Origin of the sequence: Rhodococcus sp. KBW08 (assembly GCF_003852455.1) — a bacterium.
GTDB classification, from domain to species: domain Bacteria; phylum Actinomycetota; class Actinomycetes; order Mycobacteriales; family Mycobacteriaceae; genus Rhodococcus_F; species Rhodococcus_F baikonurensis.
In genome coordinates this window covers 155,106-174,547 of record NZ_QAJJ01000010.1, presented here as the reverse complement: position 1 = coordinate 174,547, position 19,442 = coordinate 155,106, and the positions used below count along the sequence as shown (strand labels likewise).

Here is a 19,442-nt window from a genome sequence, read left to right as displayed (position 1 = left end):
TTTCCCTCCGCCGTCACCGAAGCCGCACCCGCAACCCCGGCACCCGCCACCACCGCGAACCCCGCAGCAACAGCAAACACACTCAAACCACCGACAACGCGACGAACACCACTCACGGACATCCACATCCCTCTCGACAACGGGGGCAGACAGCCGTCCAGGACAAGCGTCCGTCTGCTTTCGATGCCGTGACGTTATCCCATTGACTGTAAAGTAACTACGCTTTTCGCAGATTTGGTTCATCGGCGACACCACTGAGCAGCCGTGACCCTAGGCCGAAAGTCCTAGACCACTCATCGCGAGGTAGTTCTACCAGCGCAGAAGAGAAAATGTTTACCCCGACGTTGCGCGTCTCAAATCTCTGATATCGGCGTCATGTTCGATTTCGGGAGCGATGCCAGAAGGTCGCAGCGACTCAAGGGAGCGACAAAAGTGACTGGCTCGACTACAGGCTTGCGGCAAGCGCCAACTCCACCCGAACGGCAACGTCGACACTCGCGTTCTCACACGAGAGATACAACTCGTGTGCGTCGAGTCGGCCTATCGCTACGGCATCGGCGACTACTTCATTGAGCAGGACTTGAGAGATTCCACCCGAAGCGAGGTCGTGCACGGTACGCAAAGGCGTGGTGATGCGGATGGGTCCGATCTGTTCGCACTCGTCGTCCGCAAGCGGCAGTCGGTGCAGTGCCACCTGACGGGTGGGCGCCGCGAGAGGGTGAGCTATCGAGAGGTGAATGAAACGAGGTTGCAGGTGCCCGAGGCCATGGAGGTCAGCGGCGCTGTAATGCGAGACGGTGGCACTACCGGCGAACCACGTGCACCACTTCGCGAACTCGTCCAAGGCGGTATGCCTGACGCGTTCGAGACGAAAGAGTCCACGGCACTCACATGTCCATGTTCCGGATTCCGTCATTTCTTCCATCAACGCCAGACCGAAACCCAGTTCCGATGCCTGGAGAGCCGTGACAAATCCGCACTGTCGCAGCGCCAGCAGCTCGAGTGACTCGTAGTCCGAAGCCATGACCACCTCCGGTGACCGTCGAAAACGCCGTTTCGAACAGACTACGGGCGACTGTGTCGCGCATCACAGGAATGAGGAAGTGCGTATTCACAGAGTTCGTTCAGACTCGTCGGGAAGAATCTGGCGAATGACTGTCGCAGCGAACAACCCTCGTCCGCGCAACCGAGTGCTCATCATCCTTCTCGTGGTGATCGCCGTACTCGTCGCGGCACTCGTCGGTGGAGAACTGTACGTACGCAACCAGGTGAAGACCTGCATGGCCGATCAGTTCCAGAGCGAACTGGGATCCCAGGTCGACGTCGGGTTGAGCTGGAAGCCCGTACTCCTGCAGGCAGTCGACAAGAAGGTGCCGTACATCAGCATCGACAGTGACGACTCTTCGTTCGGCCCCGCAACGGGAATGCAGGTTCACGCGAAGGTGAACGACATCAACTTGCAGCCTTCGGCGGGTAACAGCGGCACCATCGGCAGCTCCAGCGCCGACGTCACCTGGTCTACCGCAGGCATTCTCGCCACCTTGCAGGAGCAGACCTTCGGTGGCCTCGTCTCCGGCGTCACCGCCGACTCGAGCGCCGGAACACTCGCGTTCGACGTCGGACCGGTCGGGCTCGCGAAGCTGACAGTCAAGCCCACCGTCACCAACGGCGTGGTCGACGTTCAGACCGTCGGCGCCGAGATTCTCGGATTGGGTCTGCCGACCGACCTGGTCGACGGCATCGTTCAGACACTCACCGACAGCCTGCAGACGTACCCGCTGGACATGAAGCCCACAAAGCTGACCGTCACCGACGACGCGATCCAGATCTCACTGGAGGGCGGCGCTTACGCCATGCCTGTCGCCGACGCGAACAACCAGAACACCTCGGCGGTGCCGGACAGCTGCGGCCTGCTGACCTAGTCGGTCAGACCGTCCAATACTGCTCGGGTTCCGGACAATCCGAGGCGGGTGGCGCCGGCCGCAATCATGTCGAGTGCGGCCTGCGTCGTACGTATTCCGCCACTGGCCTTGACTCCCACGCCCGGGCCGACGGTCTGCGCCATCAGTCTGACGGCCTCGACGGTTGCCCCGCCTGCAGGGTGGAATCCGGTGGAGGTCTTGACGAAGTTCGCCCCGGCGCGCACGGCTGCGCGGCAGCATTCGACGATTGCCTCGTCGGACAGCGCTGCGGTTTCGAGGATCACCTTGAGGATCGCACTCTCCCCCATCGCCTCACGGACGGTGAGGATGTCTGCGAGCACAGCGCTGTAGTCGCCCGCGACCGCCGCTCCCACGTCGATGACCATGTCGATCTCGGCTGCGCCCTGATCGACGGCCAGTCGCGCCTCGGCACCCTTGACCAGTGAATGATGCTTCCCCGACGGGAATCCGACGACGGCCGCCGTCACCAGTCCGTCGGCGCGAATCGGCAACATCGACGGCGAGACGCAGACAGCCAGCACACCGAGGCTGCGTGCCTCGTCGATCAGGGCGGTCACATCGGCCGCGGTGGCTTCGGGTTTGAGGAGAGTGTGGTCCACCATCGCGGCAACCTGGGAACGAGTGAGTGCAGCTTCAGACATGTTGGAAAGCTTGGCACACCACCACACGACCGTCGCTGCAGCCGCACCTGAGAGACTAGGCCGCATGACCGCTGCACCTTCGATCGATGATCGTCGCTATGTTCTGTCCCTCGGCTGCCCCGACACCACGGGCATCGTCGCACGCATCTCGACCTTTCTCACCGATGTCGGTGGATGGATCGTGGAGGCCGCGTATCACGCCGATGCCGACACAGGATGGTTCTTCACGCGTCAGGCGGTCCGTGCGTCGTCTGTGAGCATGAGCATCGACGAACTTCGTGAACGGTTCAAAGCTGTTGCGGCCGAGATCGGTCCGGAAACCGAGTGGACTCTTCACGACTCCGGCGCACCCAAGAAGATCGTGTTGCTCGTGAGCAAGGAAGGCCACTGCCTGCATGACCTCCTGGGCCGTGCCGCGGGCGGAGAACTTCCGGCAGAAATCAGCGCCGTCATCGGAAACCACGAAGATCTGCGCAGTGTCACCGAGCGCCACGGGATCGACTTCCACCACGTTCCGTTCGCCAAGGACCCGGCCGAACGCGGACCGTCCTTCGAGAAGGTTCGCGCCCTGGTCGACGCTCACAACCCCGACGCCGTCGTTCTTGCGCGCTTCATGCAAGTGCTGCCGGAATCACTGTGCGAGCACTGGGCCGGACGCGCGATCAACATCCACCACAGCTTCTTGCCGTCGTTCATCGGTGCCCGCCCCTATCACCAGGCGTTCGCCCGCGGCGTGAAGTTGATCGGCGCCACCTGCCACTACGTGACCGCCGAACTCGATGCCGGTCCGATCATCGAGCAGGACGTGATCCGCGTCGACCACGCCGACGATGTCGCCGACATGGTCCGGCAGGGTCGAGACATCGAAAAGCTCGTGCTCTCACGCGGACTGCGCTGGCACCTCGAGGATCGGGTTCTGGTCCACGGGCGCAAGACGGTCGTGTTCAGCTAAGGCTGATCGGCAGGCAAGAGGGCAAGGACCTCCGGTACCGGCCGGAGGTGTGCGGCCAGAATTTCGAGGGCCTTGTCGGCATCGGATTCGTCCAGCGCCGCAACCAAGGCACGATGCTGCGCATTGATCGTGTCCAGGCGGTGCGGTCCCACGTTCAGGGCGCGCACCGCAACTCTCTGTTGCCGTGACCGGAGCGACTCGTAGAGTTCGGTCAGTACCGAGTTCTGTGCAGCTCTGACCATCGCAAGATGAAACTGCCGGTCGAGACCGGAAACCTCGAACCAATCGCGTTCGCGCCCTGCGGCTTCCATCGGTTCGATCAGCTCGATCATCGATGTCGGCGCGCCGAAGCCCCGGGCACACAGCACTGTCACCGCGTGACCCTCGATCAGTTGTCGGCTCTGGTAGACCTCTTCGAGCTCTCGGGCGGTCACCGTTCGTACCTGCGCGCCCTTGCGCGGCAGGAGGGTGATGAACTTTTCGGCGGCGAGCCGATGGAATGCCTCTCTGACCGGTGTACGGGAGACCCCCATAGTTCCGGAGACCCACAGCTCGTCCAGGAATCGTCCGCCTTCGATCGATCCACGAATGATCTCGTCCCGCAACCAGACGTAGACGCGGTCACGTGCCGGCCCCTGGGTCGCTGACGGGTCGGCAGTTGCCGGTGTCGACATCACAATCCCTTCGCACTGGCGTCCGCCGGGTTGACGAACTTGTAACAAATTCATCATACCGACTCTGGACACACCAAGTATTCTCTGTGTATACATGACGTATACGACAGTTGTGCGGGTCGTCACACCGATCCGATCAGTCGTAGAATCCCAACTGCCAAGGAGCCCACCAGCATGTTCAGCACTCCCGCCGACCGCCGTCACGCGATCTGGCTGTCCGATCCGAGCTTTGCCGCAGCAGAAATCGCGCGTGGACTCGGCTACGGCGCGGTGATCCTCGACATCGAACACGGGTCGTTCGACCTTGCCGACCTCGAGCGATTCATCCCCTTCCTTCGCGGTCTGGACATGGAGGTTCTCGCGAAAGTCCTCGGACCCGAGCGCGGACCGATTCAGCAGGCTCTCGACTTCGGCGCTACCGCCGTTGTCATTCCGCACATCGAAAATGCTTCCCATGCAAAGGAAGTCACTGCATTCGCCAAATTCCCACCACTCGGCGACCGCAGTTTCGCGGGCGGCCGCACGACCAACTACGGCGGTTTCACCGACGACTGGGTCCGTCGCCAGGACACGTTCACTCGTTGCTACCCGATGATCGAGGATGCCGGCGCAATCGAGAACATCACGGACATCTTGGCACTCGACACCGTCGACGGCGTCTTCGTGGGCCCGTCCGATCTTTCGCTGCGCCGAGAACGCGGTGCATACACACGCACAGACGGCGACTTTGCCGACCTCGCTATCGTTGCCGCAGCGGCGGCCGAAGCGGGCAAGCCGTGGGTACTGCCGGCGTGGAGCGTGGAAGAGAAAGAATTTGCCGTTCGACACGGCGCTGATCAGATGGCATTGATCATGCAGCACGGTGCCCTCGCTGCCGGCTTCGCCGGACCGCTCGATCAGATCACTCGGATTCGGGAGTCTCGATGACAACGCAAACCTCGGAACCCGGCTCTTCACCGATGAAGACGGCCGTCCCGCCGAAGATCGGCCGTGCCCGTTGGGGTATCGCCGGAGTTCTCGGTGTCGGCATGTTCGTCAACTACATCGACCGCGTGAACCTCTCCATCGCTGCACCGGAGATCATGCGCGACTTCGACATCAGCGCTTCGCAAATGGGCATGGTCTCGTCCGCATTCTTGTGGACATACGCCATGCTCCAGATGCCGATCGGTTCGTTCATCGACCGCATCGGCGTGCGGTGGGTCAATCGAGCTGCCGCGTTTCTTTGGGCCGTGGCGTCGTTCGCCTCGGCCGCGGCAGGTGGATTGGGAATGCTCCTGGTCGCCCGACTCGTCCTCGGGGTCGGCGAAGCCCCTACTGTCCCGGCCGGCTGGAAAGCAATCGGCCAATGGTTCCCCAAGCAGGAGCGCGGGACCGCGACGTCCATCTTCGACGGCTGCGCAAAGATCTCGAACGTCATCGGCATCCCGATCATGGCGTTCCTGGTCACGACATTCAGCTGGCACGCGGCCTTCATCTTCACTGGCGTTCTCTCCGTGGCCTACCTCGCGATTTGGTGGCTGCTGTATCTGACGCCCAAGGAGGCACTCGCCAAGGGTCGGCTGAGCCAAGCGGAGTTCGATTACATACGCGAGGGCGGCGCCGAGGACGAGGACGCAGAAACCAGCGGTTCGCTCAACGGCCTGGGCTACCTCCTGCGGCGACGCAAGACTTGGGGACTCGCACTCGGGTACGCGTCCTACACGTACGCGTATTACGTGCTCTTGACCTGGCTCCCCGCCTACTTGGAGAAGAGCTTCGGGGTCAACCTCCTCAAGGGCGGCATCTACACGATGATCCCGTGGCTCGTTGCCGTGATCGCACAGTTCCTCATCGCCGGCATTCTCATGGACAGGTGGTTGGCGAAAACGGGTGACGTCACCAAAGTCCGCCGTACGGTCCTCGTGGTCAGCCTCCTCGCATCACTTGCAGTCACGGGAGCGGCATACGCGGGCTCGATCGCAGTCGCCCTGATCTTCCTCTCGATCGGAGCAGCAGGACTGGCAGTGTCGGTCCCCGCAGGTTCGTCCATCGTGGCGCTCATCGCGCCGGAGGGATACACCGGGTCGCTCGGCGGCATCGTCAATTTCGTGGCGAATCTGCTCGGAATCGCGGCGCCCATCGTGACCGGCATGGTGGTCGACGCCACCGGTTCGTTCGCCGGCGCGTTCATCGCGACCGGTGCGGTACTCATCGGCGGAATCTTCTGTTACACCGTGGTGCTCGGCAAGATCGAGAGAATGCCGGCGCCCCAAGCCCAGAAAGGCACAACCACATGGTCGACGTAGCGATCGCACAGTACGCCCCAGGACTCGACAAGCAGGCGAATCTCGAGCAGCTCACGAAACTGGCAAGCGAAGCGGCGGAATCCGGCGCTCGCATCGTGGTCGCTCCCGAGTACGCGATGTTCACGGCTCCGAGCATGGATTCACGTTTCGTCTTGACCGCCGAGTCGCTCGACGGCAAATTCGTCTCAGCGCTGGCAGACCTCGCGACAACTCTCGGCATTCACATAGTCGCCGGGATCAACGAGGCAGTAACGGGCTCCGACAAGATCTCGAACACCTTGGTCGCCCTTGCCCCGAAACTCGGTGTCGTTGCGATCTACCGCAAGCTGCACCTGTATGACGCTTTCGGTTACAAGGAATCGGACGTCGTCCGTGCCGGTGAGATTCAGGACCCCGAAACCTTTGTCGTGGAAGACGTCCGGTTCGGTCTTCAGACTTGCTACGACCTTCGCTTCCCGGAAACGACACGACGGATCGTCGATGCAGGCGCCGACGTTCTACTCCTCCCGGCGGAGTGGGTGCCCGGCCCGTTGAAGGAAGATCACTGGACCACTCTCGTCCGCGCCCGCGCGATCGAGAACACGATCTACGTCGCGGCGGCCGACCAGAGCGCGCCGGCGGGATCGGGTGCGAGCATGATCGTGGATCCGATGGGCGTCATCGTCGCATCGCTGGGAGAACGCGTGGGTATCGCGACTGCAACCGTCTCCCTCGAACGAATCGCGGAGGTCCGGACGAAGAATCCTGCCCTCGAACTACGCCGCTTCGGAATCACCGCGCGCTAGAGATTGCGCAGTCGCACGATTTCCTTGTCGAACTCGTCGATGTTCTCGATCGACGACATATGACCGACGCCCGGCAACACGATCAACCGTTCGAGGTTGCCGGCGTCGTCGAGGACCTGCGCAAGCTTGCGCGCATGGACCGGCGGAGTGAGCCGATCGAGCGAACCGACGAGCACGGTGGTCGGTACTTCGAGATTGTCGAGTCCCTCGTGAATGTCGAGGGTGCTCAGCGCTGCTCCCCAACCACCACGGATGCGGGGCTTGCACTCACGAACGATGTTCTCGCAGAACTGAATCTCGGCCTTGGTCGCGTTCGGTGACATCGAGACGTACTGGATTGCCTTCGTCATGGCGCCCGAGGAGACAAATGGAACGGGCGAGCTGAGGATGGCGCGGCCCACGGGGACCGGAACCCGAGGAAAACGATTGGGCAGTGGGATGACCGTGGTCTCGGCGATCAACCTTTCACTCGCCGTACTCGCGAGCATGACCGCCGACGCGTACTTCTTGACCTCGTCGGGGTGACGACCAGCCCAGGCGATGATGCTCATCCCGCCCATGCTGTGACCGACGATGACCGCCTTCTTGTCCTCGCGAACCGTCGCTGCCAGCACGGCAGAGAGGTCGTCGGCAAGGACGTCCGGGCCGAGCGGAAGATTACCGACGGTACTGCGTCCGTGACCGCGCTGATCGTAGGTGATGACGCGATATTCCCCGGCGAGCGCATTGACCTGCGGGTACCAGAATTCGGTTGAGCACGTCCAGCCGTGACTGAGAACGATCGGATCGCCGTCGACGGGACCGTAAGCCCGGACATTGATGATCGCACCGTCGTCGGTGGTCAGTTCGCTGATATCAGCTTTGAGCGTCGGAGTCTTCAGGAGTGCGTTGGGCTCGACGTCGCTCGAAAGAGTCAACCCGCGGGTGGATCGCCGATGACGGATTCCCGCGACCGCCGCGACGAGTGCTCCCACTCCGACGGCGCCTGCCAGTACTCGAAGCTCTGTGGTGCGCGAACGACTGGACATGCATTTACCCCTGACTGCTGCTGACGACAGACGGATGCAATCTATGTGTGACTGCCGTTAACCGACACTATCACTCGAACAACGCCTGTTGTCAGAGTTGGAGCGAAAGAGTGGGGCAACACACGATGGCCGGAAACGGCGTCACAGGATCAGCAGAACCGCGGTACTACCAGCGAGAACCGCCGTGCTGGATGTCGTCAACGCGGGGGCGAACGTCGACGAGATACACGCACACTGCAACGACCGCGATGATGCCCAGGAGACCGACAGGTGACGTCGCCAGAAGGATCAACGCCGCAACGATCAGGATTCCGAGCCAGATCGGCTTGGTCAATTTGTTGACCGCAGTGAAGGCGTCCGGACGCTGCCTGACGGCATGAACGATCGCGTAGACAGCACCCACCAACGCGAGCACCTTGAGTGCGAGAAAGATCAGACCGACTAGCCCATCGACTTGAGTCACAACTACATCCTAAGTTCTCATCCGGTTCCCGACGAACACGAAGGCTCCCACACTCGGCTGAGCGCGGGAGCCTTCGTCAGGTGGAGCTGGGCAAATCAGGCCTTCTTGGCCGGAGCAGCCTTCTTGGCCGGAGCAGCAGCGGTGGCCTTGGCCGGAGCAGCCTTCGCGGGAGCAGCCTTGGCCGGAGCAGCCTTCTTGGCTGCGGTGGTTGCGCGCTCCTGCACGTCGGAGGCTGCAGCGGTCACGCGAGCGGCAGCTTCCTTGGAAGCCTCGTCGGCCTGGTCACCGAGGTCGAGAACCTTCAGTGCAGCCTCGTCGCCTGCGTCGGCGATCTTCTCGCCGGCGTCAGCGATCTTCTCGCCGACCTCTTCTGCGGTGTCGGAGATGCGTCCGGCAGCGCGGCCGGCCAGCTTGGCAGCCTGCTCGCCCACGGCACGCGTCTGACGAGCAACGGTTCCGAGTGCGTCTTCGGTCAGCTCGACGGCGTCGCCGAGTGCCGACTCCGCAGCAGCGATGCCTTCTTCGACTGCGGGCTGCTTGCGGATGCGCTCGACTGCGTCTTCGCCGCGCTCTGCGAGAGAGTTGTACAGATCGCCGGCAACCTTGAGGTATGCCTCGGCGACCTTGCGGAGCTCCTCGGGTGAGAACTTCTCGCGCAGCTCGGCAAGCTCTTCTGGCAGCTCGGACGGCAGGCCGGCGAGACGCTCGCGCAGTGCCTCGACGCTCTCGGCAACGTCACCCTGAACGGAAGCGAGCTTCTCGCGGGCACCGTCGACACGGCCGTTGACGTCGCCCTGGGTGTTCTCGGCGCGCTCACGAACCTGAGCAACGACGTCGGCTACGGCCTGGACAACCAGGTCGCCTGCGCCGACGGCGGCGTAGAGCGAGGTCTTGACGCTGTCGATGGCGTTCTTGTCAGTCATCTTGTTCTCCTAGTGAAGTCTCGGTGTCTGGAATTGCGGCCGATTCGGCGAAATCGGGCGCTGCGGCTGGTCTCGACGACTCGTTCTCGCGACAGAACGAGTCGTAGATTTCGAGCAGTACTTGCTTCTGCCGTTCGTTGATGGCCGTCTCGGCCAACACCGCGTCCCTGATGGGACTGTGCGGGCGTTGTTCGAGATATCCCGCTTGGACGTACAGGACTTCCGATGAGACTCGAAGGCCCTTGGCAATTTGCGCCAGTACGTCTGCCGACGGTTTGCGCAATCCGCGTTCGATCTGACTCAGATACGGATTGCTGACGCCGGCGAGTTGAGCGAGTTGGCGCATCGAAACTTGGGCGGCTTCCCGCTGTGCACGAATGAACCCCCCGATGTCGTGTGCCGCAGAGCTGACGACGCGAGCTGCCAAGTCGCTTGCTCCGGCTGCGGCACCGGATGATTCACGATCTCCGTCATCGGAGTTCGTCGACTTCGCTGGCATTGCGTCCTCCCTTTCCAGTGGACATTTCCCAGGATAGGAGAGGGTGCTAACTATTGCAAGCACTACTGCTAGCACTCGTGGTGGACGTCACATACCGGACAGCTCAGCCGAAAACGAGCGTCGAAATCGTGTAGATCAGCAGCCCGGCAATCGAGCCGACAACGGTGCCGTTGATACGGATGAACTGAAGATCTCGACCGACCTGCAGCTCGATCTTCTGGCTCGCTTCGTCGGCATCCCATCGCTCGACCGTGTCACTGATGACCCCGGTGATCTCGTCGGTGTAGTTCTCCGCGATGTACTTGGTGCCCTGCACCAGCCAGCCGTCGACCTTCTCACGCATCGACTCGTCGTCACGCAACCTGATTCCGAAGCCGGCCACGTTCTCGGCGACCTTGGTTCGCAGGGTGCTGTTCGGATCGTCGACGGACTCCATGATGAGGCGCTTGGCGACCTGCCACGTCGACGACGCCAGGCCAGTCACTTCCTCGCGCCCCATGATCTCGGCCTTGATCCCCTCGGCCTTCTTGATGGTCTCCGGATCGTTCTGAAGATCATCGGCGAAGTCGATCAGGAAGCGATTGGCGGCGAGGCGCACCTCGTGCTCGGGATTGGAACGGACCTTCCAGGTGAACTCGACGAGTTCCTTGTAGATCTTCTCCCCCAGCATCGCGTCGACGAACTTCGGCGACCACGCCGGCGAATCGCGCACGATCACACGGTCGATCGTCTCCTGGCTGCCCAGAGCCCACTGATGCGCCCGCTCGGCCAGAAGCTCGATGATCGGAAGTTGCTTGTTGTCCTTGAGAAGCTCACCGAGCACTCGGCCGATCGGCGGTCCCCACATGGGCTCGGCCAACCGCTTCACGATCGTGTTGTCGATGATCTGGGCGATGTCCTCGTCGCGAAGAACCTCGACCATGCCGCGCAAGACCGTCGACGTCTCGGCGGCGACGCGAGCGGCATTGGCAGGTTCGGCCATCCACGTACCGAGGCGGAGCGGAATCTGCGCCTGCTGCACCTTGGCCGACACAACTTCGGGAGCCAGGAAGTTCTGGCCGACGAACGAACTCAGACTGGCGCCGAGTTGGTCCTTCTTTCGCTTGATGATGGCGGTGTGCGGGATGGGGAGTCCCATCGGATGACGGAAGAGCGCGGTGACGGCAAACCAGTCGGCCAGGGCGCCGACCATGCCGGCCTCGGACGCGGCGCGGACGTAGCCGACCCACTCCCCGGCACCGCGGGATTCCTGCCACCGACAGAAGATGTAGACCACCGTCGCGAAGCCCAGAAGGCCAGTGGCGAAGACCTTCATCTTGCGAAGGTCCCGACGCTTGGCGGCGTCGTCGAAGGCGGAGAGGCTCAGTTGCTGCACCCTCGCCATTGTGCCGAAAGGTGTGACTCGGCGTAGCGCGAGTGACACGATGTCTGATTCCTCAGGACCTAATCCCCCGAACTGCCGATGTGAGTGCCCGAGATAAAGGCACGGACATTAAGCTGGACCGGAAAGTAGACCGATCGGACGTGGCTCGCACCACAGATATGAGATGACTCGTGGCCAAGAATGCCGTGCAGGACAACGAGCAGGTAGACGGCCCAGTCGTTGCTGATGCGAAGCCCGAGAAATCCGACGGTCGCAAGCGTCGGTGGCGCGAACACAAAATCGCTCGCCGCGAGGAACTCGTCGACGGCACCATCGCCGCTATTCGGGCGCGCGGCCGCGAGATCGGCATGGACGAGATCGCGTCCGAGATCGGTGTCTCCAAGACCGTGCTCTACCGGTACTTCGCCGACAAGAGCGACCTCACCACCGCCACGATGATGCGGTACGTCGAAACCATCCTGTCGCCGCGTATCTACGAAGCGATCAGCGGCGATCTCGACGATTTCGAACTCACCCAGGCCAGCATCACCGCGTACGTCGAGACGGTGGCGTCCGACCCGGACATCTATCTCTACGTCATGGCCAACGGCGCCGGCGCCAACCGCGACGTCGTTGCCGATTCCGAGCGCATGATCGCCGAATTGCTTTCCACGGTGTTGGGCAATCGTCTTCGCGAGATGGAGATGGATTCCGGCGGTTCCCTGCCGTGGGCGTTCGGGATCGTCGGTGGAATTCAGCTTGCGACGCACTGGTGGATCTCCAACAAGTCGATGTCCGCAGAATCGTTGATCGACTACCTCACGATGATGACGTGGGGCGGCATCACCGGCATCGCGGCGGTCAACGGATCACCGGCCAAGTTCAAATCGGTACCGCATCCGCTCGTCAAGCCCGCCGAGGACTGACTCGCCCGAGACCGAACTTTCGAGCCACAGTGGTCGATCCTGTGGCACTCTTTCGGCATGGCACAAGACTCGCTGTGGGAAACACCGGCCGCCAAGACTCTGCGGGCAGAGCCCGGGTTCGAACTCGATCAACTCGATCGCAACAGCACTCCGGGATTCACCGGAAACAAAGCTGACGGCGAGCGTCTGCTCGAGGAGCGCGGCGCGGTTCTGTCCGACCTGCAGGAGTTGCTGTACGCCAACGGCAGGTCCGGAGACAGCCGTTCGATCCTGTTGGTCCTGCAAGGCATGGACACCGCCGGCAAGGGCGGCATGGTCCGACACGTGATCGGTCACGTGGATCCTTCGGGAGTTCAGCACGCCGCATTCGGCGTGCCGACCGAAGAGGAAAAGCAACACCACTACCTCTGGCGGATCAAGAAGGAACTCCCCCGCGGCGGCTATCTCGGCGTGTTCGATCGCTCCCACTACGAGGACGTCCTGGTCGTGCGCGTCCACGATCTTGTCCCCGAGGATGTCTGGAGCAAGCGCTACGACGAGATCAACCAGTTCGAGAAAGAACTCGTCGACGGCGGAACCACCATCGTCAAGGTGGCGATGTTCGTCTCGCTCGACGAGCAGAAGAAGCGACTCGAAGAGCGTCTCGACCGCCCGGACAAGTACTGGAAGTACAACCCCGGTGACGTGACAGAGCGCGGATTGTGGCCGGCTTACCAGCAGGCATATCAGGCGATGCTCGACAAGACGTCGACCGAACATGCTCCGTGGTACGTCGTGCCGTGTGATCGGAAGTGGTACAGCCGAATTGCGGTCACGGAGCTACTGATCGACGCTCTGGAAAAGCTCGATCTCGACTGGCCGCCTGCCAACTTCGACATCGAGGCGGAGAAGGCGCGACTCGCACAGTCCTGATCAGAAGCAGTCCTGATCAGAACAGGTGTGGGGATTCGCGGTGCACTTTGTGGTCGTGATGAACGGTGCTGGTGTACAGGGCAACCGCCAGTCCGATGGACGCGACACCGGCGAGCCCGGCAATCAACGCCCAACCACCGTGCCCTGAACCGGCGGCCACGAGAAAGCTGCCGAGACAGACAACGGTGGCCAATACCAGGAAATACGACGCCCACGCTGCAAAGAGATTGAGCTTCATCGTTCGCTCCTCCGGTCGGATCTCTTTCGTTTCGACCGTACGCCGGAGCATGACGGTCGACAAGACACTCCCGCCGCGAGGTTTCCCGACGTCTACGCCGGGTAGCCGAATTACATGGACATCGGAACTCTTTACCGCGGAATCGAATCCGCTCGCGGACTGGACGGTCCGTCCACTGGCCTTCGGCGCAGAATCCTCGAGATCACCGAGAGATCCGACAGATCGCGCACTGTCGCAGCGCTTCTGCGCGGCGCCGCCGTCGGGCATCCCCTCCACCCCGCTCTCGTGGCCGTTCCGGCAGGCGCATGGACAGCTTCGCTGATCTTCGACACCGTGCTCCGCGATCCGAAGACCGCACGACGATTGATCGGCCTCGGTTTGATCTCGACGCCGCCGGTTCTGCTGACCGGCTGGCTGGACTGGTCCGAACGCGGCGACGTCGCCCGTCGTGTGGGCCTGGTGCACGCAGCGTCGAATGCCGTGGGCATCTGGTCGTTTGCCGCGTCATACCGGCTACGCGGAAAGGACTCGCTCGCACTGGCACGTGTTTTCTCGGTGCTGGGACTCGCTGCGGTCGGTGTCGGTGGTGCGCTCGGCGGTCACATCGTCTTCAAACTGATGGACGATCCGGCCGTCGAGGCTGCAGCAACTCCTGTTCTCGATCCCATCCTGGACGTGGTCAACTGAGCGGACAGGGACTGAATACTGTTCAGGCGTAAGCACTTCCGGAGTAGCTTCGCAGTTCTCGCGCAGTTTCGTCCGAATCCGCCAAGGGTCTGTTCATGACCCAGTGCGGGCTGCGGGTGCCCAGCGTCGCGGCAAAGTCGGCGACGGCGTCCGGGGTCGGCACAGCGTGTTCGCCCAGATATCCGAGAACGATGAGGTCCTCCCCTGAACGAGTCTCCACGGCCAGGGCCCAACCGCATGTCTCCTCCCAGAGCAACGCCACCTCACGCCCTGGAAAACGCGGCACAGTTCGGTCCAACGCGATGTAGGCCTCCAGAGGGTGCTCGCGCCTGCAACACCACTGCTCGATGCCGGCCCCCACGCCGACCGCCACCCGTTGTACGTACCGCTCGAACCCGAGTCCGACGGTTGCGTCGACCAGCATTTGTTCTGTCATCGAACCTCACTCCTCGCCATCGTGTTTGGAATGTGCCCACCGCTGACCACGTCGAAACCCGGTTCAGATCACGGACTCCGGGTATCCCCAGACGAACCGATCAAGTGGAGAGGGGACCCGATGAAGTACTCGCCCGCTATGGCTCCCGGACGAATGCTGAAGATCTCCATGGTGTCGGTGAACGCCGATCCACTCGCACCGGTGGGCTGCTCGGCAGCCGGTGCACAGAACCTGCACGTCGACGAACTGTCCGCGGCCCTGGTGCGAGCCGGACACGACGTCACCGTCTTCACCAGACGGGCACACGTCGGAGGGCCGGACCGCGTTCGCGCCCGCGCCGGGTACTCGGTCGACTACCTCGAGGCCGGCCCGACGCAGGCGCTCCCGGACGCCGACATCCTCCCCCACCTGGGAACCTTCGCCAGCATTCTGCGCGCTCAGTGGAGTACCGACCGACCTGATGTGGTGCACTCGCACTTCTGGATGTCAGGTGTGGCAACGGAACTCGCGACGCGCTCGCTCGGCATCCCCGTACTGCAGACTTTCCATTCCCTGGGGTCTGCGGCGCATCGCCATCTCGGCGCAGCCGACGACAGCCCCTCGGAACGGACTCACCTGGAACCGTTGATCGCCAGGGGCGCAACCCATGTCATCGCGACGAGTTCCGACGAAATCTTCGATCTGGTCCGGCAGGGCTCCCCGCGATCGCGGACCACGATGGTGCCGTCGGGCGTCGACACCGACGCGTTCACCCCGGAGGGCCCCGCCGCGAAGAAGAACGCACCGCACCGATTGATCTGCGTCGGAAGGCTGGTGGAGCAGAAGGGCTTCGATGTTGCCGTCGCCGCGCTGGCTTCGCTGCCGGATACGGAGTTGGTGGTGATCGGCGGGCCACCCGTCGCACAACTGAGCACCGACGAGGTAGCGATCCGCTTGGTCAAGCTCGCCGAGCGACTCGGCGTCGCAGATCGAGTCCAATTACTGGGACGGGTGCCGCACCGCCAATTACCCAAACTGATGCGATCGGCCGACGCCCTCGTGTGCACCCCCAGATACGAACCGTTCGGAATCGCGGCTCTGGAAGCGATGGCATGTGGCGTTCCGGTTGTCGCGACTCCTGTTGGCGGACTGCGGGATACCGTGATCGACGGACTCACGGGGCGCCGGGTCCCGGTCAACAATCCGGTGGAAACCGCGCGTGCAGTCCGTCATCTTCTCGACGACGAGGACGAAGGCGCAGCGTTTGCGCGGCAGAGCCGGGCTCGCGCCTGCGAATCGTATTCGTGGGATCACGTCGCCACCGAAGTGGTCCGCACCTACGGCCGTTGCGTCACAGCACCGCCGAGAGCCCGCCAGCACAAGGGCACTCACCGAAGTGAAGTGCACTGACACTGACGGGCTCTACGAAACCGAATTCACGAAGCTGATTTCACGAAGCTGTGGGTGAACCGCGGGTTCAAGCCGGGAAACGTCGAGTCTCTTCCAGACCGATCGCGTGATCCAAAGACTCGTAGCAGGCAAACATCGACTCCTGACCAGCTGCTTTGAGCAACCTTTGCACCGGGCGGGCGCAGACGAGCGCCAGTGTGCCGCCCACGTCGCGCGATCGAGTCGACAGGACCGACAGCACGGACAAGCCGCATGTCCCCATGAATTCGAGTTCGGACAGATCGACCACCAGCGTCCGGTCCGCGGCCACGTGGTACGTCAAGAAGTCACGAAAAGCATTGGCGCTCATCAGATCGATCTCGCCACGAACTTGGATCACAGCGGTGTGTGCACTGATGCGGTGCGCGTGAAACGATGCGGTCGCTGTCCCGGTCGCGGGAGGTCCGTAATCTACCGATCCCTTCGCCGCGTTCGTAAAGCCTGAAATTGATGATCCTGGAACAACAGTCATGGTTCTCCCATCCCGCAACGGTTTACACTCTGCAAAAGAGAAGGGACCTCCGAAGGAGACGCACGATGAACGGGTCTCCAGAATTACGGATAAATCCCTCATCGGCTGTGTGCTCAACCTCGGTTTGAAACAGTACGCCAGCATGACGGACGTCACAAGTGCGTTGCGACCATTCGTTTCGGTGTTCCGAACAAAAATGTGGTTTGGTCTGCGGTTCCGCGAGGTAATCCGATGTTGCGATCGCCAACGGTCGTGAGCAGAACTGTGTCGTTTACCCCGGCACCACCATCGACGAAATTTCGTGTTCGGGGGTCACTGTGAAGGTCGGGATGGGTATCGTTCTCGGCACCAGACTTCACGGGGACCCCTGGTACGACGATCCGGAGAACTTATGGCACACCTCAGCGCACTCGAGCCCGATCAAGATCAGACTCAGCCCGTCGTGGAGTTGAGGATTCAAGCGACTCTCGATCAGCTGTCGATTTTGCGTGCACTGGCCGCCACCGTTGCCATTCAGGAAAACTTCGACCTCGACGCCATCGCCGACATCAAACTGGCCATGGACGAAATCTGTACGCATCTGATCGTTCGTGCTGCGCCGGATTCGGTTCTGGTGTGTCGGTTCGTCTTCACTCCCCCGCAATTGCACGTGTCCGTGTCGACGACCACCACGGAGTACGAGGACAGCAGTCAGCGTTCGTTCGGGTGGCACATCCTCACCGAACTCACCGATTCGATTTCGCTCGATCAGGAAGAGAACCTCGGCGGCGTCGGCTACATCACGACCATGAAGTTCACCAAGGCCCTCAGCGGGCGCCTGTGACCGCTTCCGCAGACGGCCCGTCACGCCCGCGTCGGCGGTCCACCGACGAATATCGGGACGTCATACCAGTTTTCGAGGAAATGCGGACCCTCGAGCCACACAGCCCCGAGTACGAACGAGTGCGCACCGCACTCATCACCAGGTGCCTACCGTTGGCCGAACACATCGCCAGACGATTCGACGGGCGCGGCGAGGCGCACGACGATCTGGTTCAAGTGGCGCGGCTCGGTCTGGTCAATGCCGTCGACCGTTTCGATTCCACCCGCGGATCCGATTTCGTCTCGTTCGCGGTGCCCACTGTGATGGGCGAGGTTCGACGACACTTCCGCGACACCGGTTGGGCATTGCGGGTTCCGCGTCGGATGAAGGAATTGCACTTCCAACTCGGGCAAGCCATCAGCGAGCTGTCACAACAACTCGGTCACGCGCCGACCGTCGACGAGTTGGCCGAGACCTTGGGGATCGAACGCGAAGAAGTTGCCCAGGCGCTGATCGCCGGCAACGCGTACCAGACCGTCTCGGTCGACGGGGCCGCGTCCAATCACACCGACGATCTGCCGCTGGTGGAAACACTCGGTGACTACGACGCAGCCCTCGAGAACGTCGAGAATCACGAGGCTTTGCGTCCGCTTCTCGACAAGCTGCCCGAACGAGAGCGGACGGTGTTGATGCTCAGATTCTTCGGAAATCTGACGCAAACACAGATTGCCGAGAAAGTCGGTGTGTCCCAGATGCACGTGTCGAGGTTGCTCGCGAAGACACTGAGTAATCTTCGCGAGCAACTCGACTGAGCTCCGCGAACAATTCGACTGAGCTCCGCGAACAATTCGACTGAGCAGGACCGAGCGGGTCAGATTGTTGCGGTGTCGATCACGAATCGGTAGCGAACGTCGCTCTTGATCACGCGCTCGTAAGCGTCGTTGATGTCGCTCGCCGGGATCAGTTCGATTTCTGCACCGATACCGTGCTCGGCACAGAAGTCGAGCATCTCCTGTGTCTGCGGAATACCGCCCACCATGGAGCCGGCGAGGCTACGACGGTTTGCGGCGAGGGAGAATGCGCGAACTTCGATCGGCTTCTCCGGCAGGCCCAGTTCGACGAGCGTGCCGTTGATGGCGAGCAAGGACATGTAGGCGTCGATGTCGAGATTGACCGAGACCGTGTTGAGGATCAGGTCGAACTCGCCTCGAAGAGCCTTGAACGTCTCACGGTCGTTGGTCGCGTAGTAGTGGTCGGCACCGAGACGAAGCCCGTCTTCCTTCTTGCCGAGTGTCTGGCTCAGGACGGTGACTTCCGCGCCGAGCGCCTTGGCGATCTTCACGCCGACGTGACCGAGGCCGCCGAAACCGATGATGGCGACCTTCTTGCCGGGTCCGGCATTCCAGTGCCGCAACGGTGAGTACAAGGTGATGCCTGCGCACAGCAGCGGCGCGGCGACGTCGAGTTCGATGCCTTCGGGGATCGAGAGAACGAAGTGCTCGGTGACGACGATGTGCGTCGAGTAGCCACCCTGAGTGCGTTCGCCGTCGCGTCCGGTGGCGTTGTACGTACCGGTCACACCCTTGCGGCAATACTGCTCTTCGCCGGCCAGGCAGGCGTCGCACTCCCCACACGAGTCGACGAAGCAGCCGACGCCGACGCGGTCGCCGACCTTGTGCTTGGTGACGCCCGAACCCACGGCGGCGACGACGCCGGCGATTTCGTGACCGGGAACGATCGGGTACTTGGCTCCGCCCCACTCGTTGCGAGCGGTGTGGATGTCGGAATGGCAGATGCCGGCGAATTTGATGTCGATGAGAATGTCCAGTGGACCGAGCTCGCGGCGTTCGACGGTGGTCTTCTCGAGGGGACCGTCAGCGGACGTCGCGGCATAAGCAGCAGCAGTAACCATGCACACATGCCTACCCGTGCATGGAGGGACCTGCAAATCGCAGGCCCCTCCATGACTTGTTCTTTACGCG

Annotated in this window: 23 protein-coding genes; 11 read left to right on the top strand and 12 right to left on the bottom strand. The window is 62.2% G+C overall.

Annotation, left to right across the window (positions count from 1 at the left end):
• Window positions 1–445: 445 nt before the first annotated feature.
• Window positions 446–1,024, bottom strand: a complete 579-nt coding sequence (locus DBV08_RS15050) for a hypothetical protein (protein ID WP_095970405.1) — start codon at window positions 1,022–1,024, stop codon at window positions 446–448.
• A gap of 127 nt (window positions 1,025–1,151) precedes the next feature.
• Here DBV08_RS15050 and DBV08_RS15045 point away from each other — a divergent pair, with 127 nt between their 5' ends.
• Window positions 1,152–1,922: a DUF2993 domain-containing protein gene (locus tag DBV08_RS15045; protein ID WP_007735358.1), complete on the top strand. Its 771-nt coding sequence runs from the start codon at window positions 1,152–1,154 to the stop codon at window positions 1,920–1,922.
• On the opposite strand, the gene deoC is transcribed toward DBV08_RS15045, so the two are convergent.
• The gene (gene deoC / locus DBV08_RS15040; protein WP_095970489.1) at window positions 1,919–2,584 is read right to left on the bottom strand and encodes a deoxyribose-phosphate aldolase; all 666 of its coding nucleotides are present in this window, start codon (window positions 2,582–2,584) and stop codon (window positions 1,919–1,921) included. The two genes, DBV08_RS15045 and deoC, sit on opposite strands and share 4 nt — an antisense overlap.
• A gap of 64 nt (window positions 2,585–2,648) precedes the next feature.
• Here deoC and purU point away from each other — a divergent pair, with 64 nt between their 5' ends.
• Window positions 2,649–3,536: a formyltetrahydrofolate deformylase gene (gene purU / locus DBV08_RS15035; protein ID WP_003941509.1), complete on the top strand. Its 888-nt coding sequence runs from the start codon at window positions 2,649–2,651 to the stop codon at window positions 3,534–3,536.
• Here the strand turns inward: purU and DBV08_RS15030 are convergent.
• Entirely contained in the window at window positions 3,533–4,210 is a 678-nt protein-coding gene (locus DBV08_RS15030) for a GntR family transcriptional regulator (protein ID WP_185564635.1), read from the bottom strand. The genes purU and DBV08_RS15030 overlap by 4 nt on opposite strands.
• A 174-nt stretch (window positions 4,211–4,384) precedes the next feature.
• On the opposite strand from DBV08_RS15030, the gene DBV08_RS15025 reads away from it, so the two are divergent.
• Genes DBV08_RS15025 through DBV08_RS15015 form a run of 3 tightly spaced genes read left to right on the top strand, consistent with a single transcriptional unit; the run spans window position 4,385 to window position 7,283 of the window.
• Entirely contained in the window at window positions 4,385–5,137 is a 753-nt protein-coding gene (locus tag DBV08_RS15025) for an HpcH/HpaI aldolase/citrate lyase family protein (protein ID WP_124567908.1), read from the top strand.
• Window positions 5,134–6,498: an MFS transporter gene (locus tag DBV08_RS15020; RefSeq protein ID WP_124567907.1), complete on the top strand. Its 1,365-nt coding sequence runs from the start codon at window positions 5,134–5,136 to the stop codon at window positions 6,496–6,498. Before DBV08_RS15025 ends, DBV08_RS15020 begins: the two co-directional genes overlap by 4 nt.
• Window positions 6,486–7,283 carry a carbon-nitrogen hydrolase family protein gene (locus DBV08_RS15015; protein WP_046378192.1) on the top strand — a complete coding sequence of 266 codons (798 nt, stop codon included), beginning with the start codon at window positions 6,486–6,488 and terminating at the stop codon, window positions 7,281–7,283. The genes DBV08_RS15020 and DBV08_RS15015 overlap by 13 nt, the downstream gene beginning before the upstream one ends.
• On the opposite strand, the gene DBV08_RS15010 is transcribed toward DBV08_RS15015, so the two are convergent.
• The 5 genes from DBV08_RS15010 to DBV08_RS14990 all read right to left on the bottom strand — a co-directional run bounded on the left by DBV08_RS15010 (window position 7,280) and on the right by DBV08_RS14990 (window position 11,571).
• Window positions 7,280–8,311 (bottom strand): alpha/beta fold hydrolase, encoded by a 1,032-nt coding sequence (locus DBV08_RS15010; RefSeq protein WP_021333908.1) that lies wholly within the window; start codon window positions 8,309–8,311, stop codon window positions 7,280–7,282. The two genes, DBV08_RS15015 and DBV08_RS15010, sit on opposite strands and share 4 nt — an antisense overlap.
• Window positions 8,312–8,477: 166 nt before the next feature.
• Window positions 8,478–8,774 carry a DUF2516 family protein gene (locus DBV08_RS15005; RefSeq protein WP_003941505.1) on the bottom strand — a complete coding sequence of 99 codons (297 nt, stop codon included), beginning with the start codon at window positions 8,772–8,774 and terminating at the stop codon, window positions 8,478–8,480.
• Window positions 8,775–8,869: 95 nt separating this feature from the next.
• Window positions 8,870–9,697: a heparin-binding hemagglutinin gene (locus tag DBV08_RS15000; RefSeq protein ID WP_124567906.1), complete on the bottom strand. Its 828-nt coding sequence runs from the start codon at window positions 9,695–9,697 to the stop codon at window positions 8,870–8,872.
• The gene (locus tag DBV08_RS14995; protein ID WP_003941483.1) at window positions 9,690–10,196 is read right to left on the bottom strand and encodes a helix-turn-helix domain-containing protein; all 507 of its coding nucleotides are present in this window, start codon (window positions 10,194–10,196) and stop codon (window positions 9,690–9,692) included. Before DBV08_RS14995 ends, DBV08_RS15000 begins: the two co-directional genes overlap by 8 nt.
• Before the next feature lie 103 nt (window positions 10,197–10,299).
• Window positions 10,300–11,571, bottom strand: a complete 1,272-nt coding sequence (locus DBV08_RS14990) for a DUF445 domain-containing protein (RefSeq protein ID WP_185564633.1) — start codon at window positions 11,569–11,571, stop codon at window positions 10,300–10,302.
• 179 nt (window positions 11,572–11,750) lie between these two features.
• Between DBV08_RS14990 and DBV08_RS14985 the strand changes: the two genes are divergently transcribed.
• Complete coding sequence (locus DBV08_RS14985; protein WP_003941527.1) at window positions 11,751–12,485, top strand: TetR/AcrR family transcriptional regulator; 735 nt, start codon at window positions 11,751–11,753, stop codon at window positions 12,483–12,485.
• A 57-nt stretch (window positions 12,486–12,542) separates the two neighbouring features.
• Window positions 12,543–13,397, top strand: a complete 855-nt coding sequence (locus DBV08_RS14980) for a polyphosphate kinase 2 family protein (RefSeq protein ID WP_124567905.1) — start codon at window positions 12,543–12,545, stop codon at window positions 13,395–13,397.
• A gap of 16 nt (window positions 13,398–13,413) precedes the next feature.
• Here the strand turns inward: DBV08_RS14980 and DBV08_RS14975 are convergent, their stop codons facing one another.
• The gene (locus tag DBV08_RS14975) at window positions 13,414–13,635 is read right to left on the bottom strand and encodes a hypothetical protein (protein WP_020968904.1); all 222 of its coding nucleotides are present in this window, start codon (window positions 13,633–13,635) and stop codon (window positions 13,414–13,416) included.
• Window positions 13,636–13,749: 114 nt separating this feature from the next.
• Here DBV08_RS14975 and DBV08_RS14970 point away from each other — a divergent pair, with 114 nt between their 5' ends.
• Entirely contained in the window at window positions 13,750–14,322 is a 573-nt protein-coding gene (locus DBV08_RS14970) for a DUF2231 domain-containing protein (protein WP_124567904.1), read from the top strand.
• A 22-nt stretch (window positions 14,323–14,344) separates the two neighbouring features.
• Here DBV08_RS14970 and DBV08_RS14965 read toward each other — a convergent pair whose 3' ends face one another.
• Window positions 14,345–14,758 (bottom strand): DUF6292 family protein, encoded by a 414-nt coding sequence (locus tag DBV08_RS14965; protein ID WP_003941464.1) that lies wholly within the window; start codon window positions 14,756–14,758, stop codon window positions 14,345–14,347.
• Between the two features lie 120 nt (window positions 14,759–14,878).
• Between DBV08_RS14965 and DBV08_RS14960 the strand changes: the two genes are divergently transcribed.
• Complete coding sequence (locus DBV08_RS14960) at window positions 14,879–16,147, top strand: glycosyltransferase (protein WP_095970490.1); 1,269 nt, start codon at window positions 14,879–14,881, stop codon at window positions 16,145–16,147.
• A 67-nt stretch (window positions 16,148–16,214) separates the two neighbouring features.
• On the opposite strand, the gene DBV08_RS14955 is transcribed toward DBV08_RS14960, so the two are convergent.
• The gene (locus DBV08_RS14955) at window positions 16,215–16,658 is read right to left on the bottom strand and encodes an STAS domain-containing protein (protein ID WP_256278388.1); all 444 of its coding nucleotides are present in this window, start codon (window positions 16,656–16,658) and stop codon (window positions 16,215–16,217) included.
• A 391-nt stretch (window positions 16,659–17,049) separates the two neighbouring features.
• Here DBV08_RS14955 and DBV08_RS14945 point away from each other — a divergent pair, with 391 nt between their 5' ends.
• The gene (locus tag DBV08_RS14945) at window positions 17,050–17,481 is read left to right on the top strand and encodes an ATP-binding protein (protein WP_003941553.1); all 432 of its coding nucleotides are present in this window, start codon (window positions 17,050–17,052) and stop codon (window positions 17,479–17,481) included.
• A complete protein-coding gene (locus tag DBV08_RS14940) occupies window positions 17,478–18,272 on the top strand; it encodes an RNA polymerase sigma factor SigF (RefSeq protein WP_020906739.1) in 795 nt (264 codons plus the stop codon). Before DBV08_RS14945 ends, DBV08_RS14940 begins: the two co-directional genes overlap by 4 nt.
• Before the next feature lie 59 nt (window positions 18,273–18,331).
• Here DBV08_RS14940 and DBV08_RS14935 read toward each other — a convergent pair whose 3' ends face one another.
• The gene (locus DBV08_RS14935) at window positions 18,332–19,372 is read right to left on the bottom strand and encodes an NAD(P)-dependent alcohol dehydrogenase (RefSeq protein WP_050656691.1); all 1,041 of its coding nucleotides are present in this window, start codon (window positions 19,370–19,372) and stop codon (window positions 18,332–18,334) included.
• Window positions 19,373–19,442 lie beyond the last annotated feature (70 nt).

What these genes read in the sequence shown, in the direction of transcription:
- DBV08_RS15050 (WP_095970405.1), bottom strand. Translation starts at nt 1,024, where the DNA reads ATGGCTTCGGACTACGAGTCACTCGAGCTGCTGGCGCTGCGACAGTGC.
- DBV08_RS15045 (WP_007735358.1), top strand. Translation starts at nt 1,152, where the DNA reads ATGACTGTCGCAGCGAACAACCCTCGTCCGCGCAACCGAGTGCTCATC.
- deoC (WP_095970489.1), bottom strand. Translation starts at nt 2,584, where the DNA reads ATGTCTGAAGCTGCACTCACTCGTTCCCAGGTTGCCGCGATGGTGGAC.
- purU (WP_003941509.1), top strand. Translation starts at nt 2,649, where the DNA reads ATGACCGCTGCACCTTCGATCGATGATCGTCGCTATGTTCTGTCCCTC.
- DBV08_RS15030 (WP_185564635.1), bottom strand. Translation starts at nt 4,210, where the DNA reads ATGTCGACACCGGCAACTGCCGACCCGTCAGCGACCCAGGGGCCGGCA.
- DBV08_RS15025 (WP_124567908.1), top strand. Translation starts at nt 4,385, where the DNA reads ATGTTCAGCACTCCCGCCGACCGCCGTCACGCGATCTGGCTGTCCGAT.
- DBV08_RS15020 (WP_124567907.1), top strand. Translation starts at nt 5,134, where the DNA reads ATGACAACGCAAACCTCGGAACCCGGCTCTTCACCGATGAAGACGGCC.
- DBV08_RS15015 (WP_046378192.1), top strand. Translation starts at nt 6,486, where the DNA reads ATGGTCGACGTAGCGATCGCACAGTACGCCCCAGGACTCGACAAGCAG.
- DBV08_RS15010 (WP_021333908.1), bottom strand. Translation starts at nt 8,311, where the DNA reads ATGTCCAGTCGTTCGCGCACCACAGAGCTTCGAGTACTGGCAGGCGCC.
- DBV08_RS15000 (WP_124567906.1), bottom strand. Translation starts at nt 9,697, where the DNA reads ATGACTGACAAGAACGCCATCGACAGCGTCAAGACCTCGCTCTACGCC.
- DBV08_RS14995 (WP_003941483.1), bottom strand. Translation starts at nt 10,196, where the DNA reads ATGCCAGCGAAGTCGACGAACTCCGATGACGGAGATCGTGAATCATCC.
- DBV08_RS14980 (WP_124567905.1), top strand. Translation starts at nt 12,543, where the DNA reads ATGGCACAAGACTCGCTGTGGGAAACACCGGCCGCCAAGACTCTGCGG.
- DBV08_RS14975 (WP_020968904.1), bottom strand. Translation starts at nt 13,635, where the DNA reads ATGAAGCTCAATCTCTTTGCAGCGTGGGCGTCGTATTTCCTGGTATTG.
- DBV08_RS14970 (WP_124567904.1), top strand. Translation starts at nt 13,750, where the DNA reads ATGGACATCGGAACTCTTTACCGCGGAATCGAATCCGCTCGCGGACTG.
- DBV08_RS14965 (WP_003941464.1), bottom strand. Translation starts at nt 14,758, where the DNA reads ATGACAGAACAAATGCTGGTCGACGCAACCGTCGGACTCGGGTTCGAG.
- DBV08_RS14960 (WP_095970490.1), top strand. Translation starts at nt 14,879, where the DNA reads ATGAAGTACTCGCCCGCTATGGCTCCCGGACGAATGCTGAAGATCTCC.
- DBV08_RS14955 (WP_256278388.1), bottom strand. Translation starts at nt 16,658, where the DNA reads ATGACTGTTGTTCCAGGATCATCAATTTCAGGCTTTACGAACGCGGCG.
- DBV08_RS14945 (WP_003941553.1), top strand. Translation starts at nt 17,050, where the DNA reads ATGGCACACCTCAGCGCACTCGAGCCCGATCAAGATCAGACTCAGCCC.
- DBV08_RS14935 (WP_050656691.1), bottom strand. Translation starts at nt 19,372, where the DNA reads ATGGTTACTGCTGCTGCTTATGCCGCGACGTCCGCTGACGGTCCCCTC.